Genomic DNA, 8399 nt, shown 5'->3' on the forward strand with positions numbered 1-8399 from the left:
AACTGCCTCTGTTTCCTCTGCCAGAGGTGGTTCTCTTTCCCGGTAGACCGCTCCCCCTTCATATTTTTGAGTTTCGCTACCGGATGATGATGAATACTATTTTGAAGAGCGATCGTCGTTTTGGGGTACTCATGTTCGACCCAGCCAATGGAGAAGCTGCATCTGTTGGATGCTGTGCTGAGGTGATCCAACATCAGCGCTTACCAGACGATCGGATGAAAATTTGGACTTTGGGGCAACAACGGTTTCGCGTTCTCGAATACGTGCGTGAAAAACCCTACCGCGTCGGTCTTGTGGAGTGGATTGAAGATCGTCCGCCTGAAGGCAATTTAACAACCCTCGCAGCAAGCGTCGAACAACTTCTCAAAGACGTGGTTCGCCTCTCAGCCAAGTTGATGGATCGGGGTATCGATCTGCCTAACGATATTCCCAGCTTACCCACAGAACTCTCCTATTGGGTCGCTGGCAATCTTTATGGCGTTGCCTCAGAACAACAAGCCTTATTGGAAATGCAAGATACTTTAAAGCGACTGGAGCGGGAAGCCGAAATTCTCACCACAACTCGCAATCATCTCGCCGCCCGGACAGTCTTAAAAGATACTTTCGATCGTGAAAAATAGCAATAGACATCTCAGAAAATATTGAAACTCACGCCAGTGCTCTGTTGAAGAATGCTGGCTCTTTTCGTCTTGGGAGTCTGTTTTAAAGAAGATAGTGAGTCACAATAAAACCGGATTTTCCCTTCAAAACCCTTGTTGAGAAACCGAAGGAATTTGGTACACTCGATCCATCGCACTCACTGCTCCCGAAAAGATTCACGTACGCGATCGAGCGCGCCCGAGAGCTTGTAACGGGGCAAGAACGAGCGTCTCCGAAAAACTTTAATGACCAATGGTTCCAAATAAACTCGTTTTCGATCCGCACAACTCGCAATTCGATCGTCAAGAATAACCATGGATAATAACGTCGCTCAATGGATTGGGGAAATTCAGTCGCTGCAGCAGCAGTTGGCTCGGGTCAAACAAGAACTTGCCACCGCCCGAGCTAGTGCCGAGCATTGGAGATCGCTTTACACCACAGAAGCCCAGCAGCGTCGCGACCAAGTTCAAGCCGCTCAGACCCAGCTCGAGCGGCTTCAGACTCAAGTTGGGCAAGGACAAAATGTTGTTAAACCGTCACAAACCAACTTATTAAATGCCGCAGAGCAAGAGATCGAACAACTACCCCTCGAAGGGCTAAAGCCAAAATTAATCGATCGAACCGTTGAATGCGAACACTTGCGTCAAGAACTGGCAGGCTTGAGAGAGACGCTAAAAACAGAACGGGAAAATCACGCGAAAACTCGAACGGATTTGACAACAGCCTTAGGAGATACGGTATCTCTCATTTCCAGTGCAAAAACGACCAACGTCTCCCCCAACATTCCACAGTTTCTAGAATCGATTCCATCCGACGAGAGTCCACTCGAAGAGCCAGCACCATCGCTGCTTGCCGGAATAGATGTACCCAAACAACTTAACTCTAGTTCCGATCTCCCTAGACCCCAATTGCCGGCATCTGGTTCTCAAGAGTCGTCATAAAAGGGCTTCGTGAAAGAAAGATGTAACTTTGTATCGCGTTACAAAAAAGTTTCACCTCGATCGAATTTATGAAATGTATCGTAAATCGTCTCGCTCAGTTTTTGGCGAGTCATTGCAATTGATTGCTAGAACCGAGCGCGGATCTATAAAAACCCCGTCGCCATGGGACGGGGTTTACTTTCACACTAGGAATTTCCAACAGCTGCAGAATCTTAACCGAAGCAACTCGAACTTAGCGAGTGCTACCTTCAGGCATCATCATCTCGTCCGGTTCCATCATCTCTTCAGGCATCATCATCTCTTCAGGCATCATCATCCCGTCGGGCATCGGTGCTTCCTCCACAGACAATACCCCTTCGGGCAGCATCACCGTATCGATGACATGAATCGTACCGTTAGTGGCCGGAATATCCGCCTCGATTACCATCGCATCTCCTACCATCACACCGTTGCTCAAGTCAACGGCGAGCGCTTCTCCTTGCAAGCTGGGAATCGATCCAGATTCGAGATCGGTGGACATAACTGAACCGGGAACCACGTGGTAAGTCAAAATCTCGATGAGGACATCTTGGTTTTCCGGCTTTAACAATTCTTCTACAGTTCCCGGAGGAAGCGCGGCAAAAGCCTCATCAGTCGGGGCAAACACAGTGAAAGGTCCTTCCCCAGCAAGAGTTTCTACTAAACCGGCGGCCTCTAGAGCTGCTACGAGGGTATCGAAAGAGCCACTGGCTGCGGCGATATCGACAATCGTTCCACTAGCTGAGGCGGTTTCTTCAGACTTCGTTTCGGCGATGGTTTCGATGGCTGAGTTTTCGATCGAGCCTTCGAGAGCCGATTCGGCTGCGGCTGGTAAATTCAGGAGAACGCTGGCTCCCGCAACTCCCAATAGGGTAAGAGAGCGTCCGAGCCAATTAGCACCCGTTTGGTTAACCATACTTTGGTATCTCCTTTTGTAAAGATTTGGTAAAAGTAGATTGAAGAGTATTCTATACCATTAACCAAAATTTACAATCTATCCTTCCGAAAACCTCACCTAATCTCGAATTTCGATCGGGGTGCCTAAGAAAACGAGATCGTACAATCGGCGAATTTCCGAGTTTCGCATTCGCAGGCAGCCGTGAGAGATAGCTTGTCCCACCTGGCTCTCGTCGGATGTGCCGTGGATTCCAATGTGCACGGTACCATCGGTCCAGAAACCGATCCACCGCTCGCCCAACGGATTTTCCTCCCCCGGTGCGACGATTTTGCCGTTGATCGGTTGCTCCCACACGGGATTTTTTTCCATGTGAATCACCTCGAACGTACCGGTTGGGGTTTCCCACTCCGCTTGTCCGATCGCCACGGGATAACTGCCAGCCAGACGATCGGCTTGGTATAGATACAGGCGACGATCGCTTAAATCGATAGTCAAACGAATTTTTGACTGGGCGGCCGGCTCGGTTTTAGCTCCATCGAGCCTCGATCGGGCAAAGGTAGCGATTTTTTCGACAGTCGTCGGACTTTCGATTTCTGCCACTTCTGTCACCGAGATTATGGGTGCGGAACGAACAAAACCGAATTTGACAAAAAACAATAAAAATGAGACCGCACCCACGCATAACCAGAGCGTGTGGCGCGAAATCTCTTCATCGGCCATGAGTGAGGTTTGGCGAACGGTCGATCGCTCTGAGGAAGAGTATTTCATCCTCAAAGTCTAGCGAATTTACTCGGATATAGATCTCAATCGCCCAAACAAATTCCCAAGCCTCGGGCGGTTTTCACCAAAGTATCTTGGGGGTTCACCGCCCGGTAATTGGCAATCGCCTCGGCAATGGGAACCTCGACAATCTGTCGATTTTGCCAAGCCACCATTCGATCGTATCGACCCTCGGAGATCGCGTCTACAGCTGCCACGCCAAAAGACGAAGCCAACAGTCGATCGAGAGGGGAGGAAATACCACCGCGTTGAATGTGGCCCAAAACCGTCACCCGAGTTTCGGCATCGCTGTGGTGCGAAATCTGCTCGGCGAGATACTGTCCCACTCCTCCGAGGCGACTCTCACCAAATTGCTCCATTTTCGTGACTAACTCTCCCGACTCGGTACAAACGGCTTCCGAGACGATGACAATTGAGAAATTTTGCCCTCGATCTTGGCGCTGGCGAATTTTACGACACACATTTGCTATTTTGTAAGAAATTTCGGGTATTAGGATGACATGCGCGCCTCCGGCAATCCCTGCATTGAGGGCAATATGTCCGGCATCGCGACCCATAACTTCGAGAATCATGACCCGAGAGTGGCTCGCGGCGGTAAAATGAAGGCGATCGAGGGCTTCCGTGGCAATATTAACGGCTGTATCGAAGCCGATCGAGCATTCGGTTGCCCCTACATCATTGTCGATGGTTTTGGGAATACCGATGAGGTTGATTCCCCCTTCCTGGGCCAGACGCCGCAAAATCGCCAAACTGCCATCCCCACCAATCCCGATTAGGGCATCGAGTTTGAGTTGATGGTAGCCTCGAGCAATTTCATTCGAGCGATCGCGTTCTGTTCCATCGGGCATGGGGAAGGCAAAGGGATTACCCCGGTTGGTGGTTCCGAGAATGGTTCCTCCCATTGTCAGTAAGCCATCGGTATTTTCGGGTGTTAAATGCATCACTTGGGGAGGGCGCTGCATCAATCCAAGTGTTGCGTTGCGAATCCCTAAAACGTCCCAGTTATAGTTCCCCACAGCATGATGCACGACAGCGCGAATCACAGCGTTGAGTCCCGCGCAGTCGCCGCCACTGGTGAGGATGCCAATCCGTTTGTGTTCTCCCATATTGTTGCTTGTTGTTAGTGAGTAGGATCTGCTTTCATGTTTATCCCTTACTTCGGGGCGATCGTCGGAGAACTTAAGAATCTTATTGGTTTATCGGGTTATTAGAGTTTATATTTCCTCTCTTTGATTTTAAAGAGCGACTCAAGGATTTTAGATAAGCAATAAGCTATATAGAAAATGATGAATTCATGGGAACAATTAAGACCAATCTATCGTGGGTATTCAGCGCTCGATCGTTCGCTGTTAGCTTAAAATAAACCTCGAGCGGGAGAATTCAGGATTAAGAGACTTGTTGGAAATTGAAAGAACGATCGCGATCGTTCTATTTTTGCCCTGGCTCAAAGCTCAAGACGACGAGTCCCTTGCGATGAGAGTCCTAAAGATTTAACGAATGCTTACCTTTCGCATTCAAAAGCTGAATGCTCGCAATCTATGACTCCCTAACCCGGCTGCCTGACACATCTATGTCAACCTCTTGATTTCTAGTGAAGATCGAACGACTGGCTTGACGGCAGGTAAAGGCTTATTGGCGATCGAATTTGCTAACAACGATCGAAGAGCGGCAACAAGCAGGATATAGACAGAGCATAAGGTACTTATGTCAGGCCGTCAGCTTCTCAACACTCTATCTTTTCCTCAATGTATTTGGTTGCCGTTGTTAGGTTTTGTCACCCAAGCCTAACTTAGGACTTTTGTCACCGATTGGATAACCCACTCAGAGCCAGAGCGTCAAGCTCTGAGCCGAAGCTCTCTCAAACCCGTACGGGACTTATATTTTTGAGTTTCCATTTTTCTGCTCGAAGTTGTTATGAAATGGGTTCTATGAATTTAAGCTAGATCGCGAATTGACAAATCGGACAGTTAGTGCATCAAAAAATATGCGTGGAAATACGCATATTTTAGCCAGTAATTATGCTGAGATTGATGTTTATATAGTCCTCTACAAGAAAAAAATATACGTGATTTACGTATATCAACGGATGACGTTCTTATTGAATCCACCTACTATGATTCATAGGTTAAGCAAAGTTCTAGCAGACTGAGCTAAAGTCAAGCAATTAATCTAACTCGTTTAGATACCGATCGGGAGTCTGGTACGTACTGCTATATAAGGTAAGCTCGTGTCTTACTGTTTCAAGCAAACGACCAGTTAAAGTGCAAAACTGGGATCTTCTTGGCGTCAAGCCCGCAAGGGAATGACAGTCACGAGAATACGCAAGCAATTAGAAGACACAAAAGGAGCAAAGCGAATGACATTTATTGTTGGTACACCCGGCAGCGACAACATCGTCGCTTCAAATGACTCTAACCTCATTGAAGGTTTGAACGGCGATGACTTTATCATGGCCCGTCGTGGGGACGATACGGTTCTCGGCGGTTCTGGAGACGATACGATCCGCGCTGGACTTGGTGACGATTTGATTCATGCCGGTCTTGGAAATGACTTTATTCTCGCTGCCGAAGGCAATGATACTGTATTTGCCAACCAAGGCGACGACACGGTCATCGGGAAAAGTGGAGACGATCGCTTCCATGGCGGTCAAGGTAATGATGTCCTTCGCGGTGGTGAGGGCAACGACTCTCTCAATGGTGGTAAAGGCGACGACTTGCTCGCTGGTGACGCTGGAGAAGATACGCTTGTTGGCGGTGACGGTGCCGATATCTTCAAAGTTGGATTGGGTGATGTCATTGCTGACTTCGATGCGTCAGAAGGCGACTCGATTCGCTTCGAGAGTTCGGATCTGACCTTCAATGAAGATACCGGTTTAGTCGAAATCATCGATATTGCCAGCGATTCAACCGAATTTGGCAGCTTCTAAGCTCCAAACACTCAATCGCCTCTATTGGAAATCACCTTCGATGTCGGTTTGAATTTCCAACTCGATTGCTTGCTAATCACTCAGTAAATATTGAGAAGCATTCAATCTGCACAACTTATAAGCCACAGTCCTGTAAGCTGCACTGGGACTGTGGTTTTTCGCTAGAGTTTGTGTTTTTTCTTTCATTTCGCCTGCCGGAGAATTACCCAGACTTAGCAACAATTCTCTTCTGTTTGGTGTGTGATGTGTTTGTCACCTCCTCAGCTCCCAAAATTAGCGATTGACCCTTGCACTGCAAGGGTTCGGGATCGGTTTATTTAGATGTCTGACGAATGGTTATTCAACCCAATTGGAGATCGTTCCTCGGAAATAGTACTGAGACGAGCAAAAAACGATGTCGATCGAACTTCAGTAAAATGACGGATGACGCAGCGCGAAAAACAATTAAGAATTAACTAACTCAACTTTTCAGATTTCCCAAACGAGAAAAGCCGATCTGCCAAGAGCAAGTATGAATCTAAAGCTCTTCCAAGAATTTTTCTCAGAGTCAAGCGTTTGGGTTTCGGGTGTTATCTATAAAATTTTCCCAGCGTCGCATTTGCGGTTTGTCCGAAAAAACCTCGGCACCACAAGATCTCCGCCAGCTCTTACTGTCGATGGGAACGGGCAATTGCCTATTGTCGCTGCGAAGTAGGAACTTATAGACACTTGCGAGAAAGCCAGCGATCGTCCATGAAGGTAGAACCCCCCACAGCATCGGCTCGTCTCATTCGACAGCAGTCGCACCGACGAGCGATGGTTGAGCCACTGCAACAGCAGCAACTGGCTCAAATGGCGTTGGGGAACGATCGAGAAGGCTTGTCCCTAGGAGATGTTATTCCCAAAGCAAACCCCCACGCAAACCACCACCATCAAGCCAGAATTCACGCCAGTGCCGGGGAACTGTCTCAAGCCGTTGGGCATTATAAAAAGGCGATCTCGATGCAGCCAAACGATCCCCAACTCCACTACGAACTCGGCGAGATTCAACACCAACAGCAAGATTTAGCCGCAGCCCGAGATAGGTACGAACGGGCGATCGCCCTTCAACCGGATTGGGCGATGGCGTATTACCAACTCGCGTCGGTATTGACGCGACAGGGCGAGCGAACCGATGCGATTCGCTGCTACGAACTCGCACTCGATCGGTTCGATCTAACTCATCCCCATCGCCTCTATGCTTACAATAATCTAGGTTGCCTCCTCGTTGGCTTAGAACAATTCGACGAAGCCCTCGCCGCCTATCGAGCCGCACGCTCCATCGACCCGAAATTCGTCCCCCTCTACAATAATTTAGGGAAGTGGTGGCTCCTTCAAGGTAAATTCGATCGAGCGATCGCCGCTTACCATCGAGCAATCGAATTAAATCCCAATCGTGCTTTAACTCACTACAATTTGGGCAAAGCTTACCAAAAAAGCGATCGCCACGGCGAGGCAGTTGCCTGTTTCCAACGGGCGATGGAACTCCAGGCGGGTCTAATAGCAGCCGAAATCGATTGTGGGTTTTCTCTAATGGAACTAGGAGAACGCCAAGCAGCCTTCGCCTACTTTCACCGGGCGATCGCCCGTCAGCCGGAGTGGGTGGAAGCATATTGCCAGCGAATGGCGCAACTGGTGGCTGTTGATGATTTCGATCGGGCGCGGTTTGCGACGGGCCAACTGATTGCCACACTATACCGGCAACCTGATTCTCCAGATATGGAACGGTATCTAAAAGAAACCTATACTTATCTCGGTCGCGTCCAATTTGACTCCGGGCGATACGATGGAGCGGCGGACTACTACCGAAAAGCCGCCGCAATAGAACCCCACGATCGAGAACTGACAAAAAAGTTAGAAGAGTGCGACTCGCAGCAACAATGCTTGCAAGTTCGAGACTTGCGCATCGTCGACACTCAGTATCCTAGCAGTGGTGCGTTACGCGACGCTAGCACAGCCTGCGGATGGGATGACGCTCTGATTCCCCGAGGTATCTATCCCACAACCCGAGATTGGTGGATGCGATCGAATCTCGACTCTACCCACTACATTTGCGTTCATCCGGCAAAGCAAACGACGGCTTCTCCAGAACCGCAATCTCCCTCATTTTCCGCCGAGGAAAAATGTCAGGGATTAGCCTGTCATCGGTGTTTGAAATCCACCTTCGATCGCTGGGGGA

General features: G+C 49.0%; 7 protein-coding genes. 4 read left to right on the top strand and 3 right to left on the bottom strand.

Annotated elements, in window-relative coordinates:
• Positions 1-2: 2 nt before the first annotated feature.
• Positions 3-620, top strand: coding sequence for an LON peptidase substrate-binding domain-containing protein (locus IQ235_RS12040; protein ID WP_264321703.1), 618 nt, complete (start codon positions 3-5; stop codon positions 618-620).
• 333 nt (positions 621-953) lie between these two features.
• A complete protein-coding gene (locus tag IQ235_RS12045) occupies positions 954-1580 on the top strand; it encodes a hypothetical protein (RefSeq protein WP_264321704.1) in 627 nt (208 codons plus the stop codon).
• Between the two features lie 232 nt (positions 1581-1812).
• Here IQ235_RS12045 and IQ235_RS12050 read toward each other — a convergent pair whose 3' ends face one another.
• The 3 genes from IQ235_RS12050 to IQ235_RS12060 form a co-directional block, all read right to left on the bottom strand.
• A complete protein-coding gene (locus IQ235_RS12050; protein WP_264321705.1) occupies positions 1813-2514 on the bottom strand; it encodes a fasciclin domain-containing protein in 702 nt (233 codons plus the stop codon).
• 99 nt (positions 2515-2613) lie between these two features.
• Positions 2614-3264: a L,D-transpeptidase gene (locus IQ235_RS12055; RefSeq protein WP_264321706.1), complete on the bottom strand. Its 651-nt coding sequence runs from the start codon at positions 3262-3264 to the stop codon at positions 2614-2616.
• Between the two features lie 35 nt (positions 3265-3299).
• Positions 3300-4382 (bottom strand): ATP-dependent 6-phosphofructokinase, encoded by a 1083-nt coding sequence (locus IQ235_RS12060; RefSeq protein WP_264321707.1) that lies wholly within the window; start codon positions 4380-4382, stop codon positions 3300-3302.
• A 1250-nt stretch (positions 4383-5632) separates the two neighbouring features.
• Here IQ235_RS12060 and IQ235_RS12065 point away from each other — a divergent pair.
• Complete coding sequence (locus IQ235_RS12065; RefSeq protein ID WP_264321708.1) at positions 5633-6202, top strand: calcium-binding protein; 570 nt, start codon at positions 5633-5635, stop codon at positions 6200-6202.
• A 732-nt stretch (positions 6203-6934) separates the two neighbouring features.
• A partial coding sequence (locus IQ235_RS12070) for a tetratricopeptide repeat protein (RefSeq protein WP_264321709.1) occupies positions 6935-8399 on the top strand: 1465 nt, incomplete at its 3' end.

The organism is Zarconia navalis LEGE 11467 (assembly GCF_015207075.1).
Lineage (GTDB): Bacteria > Cyanobacteriota > Cyanobacteriia > Cyanobacteriales > Geitlerinemataceae > Zarconia > Zarconia navalis.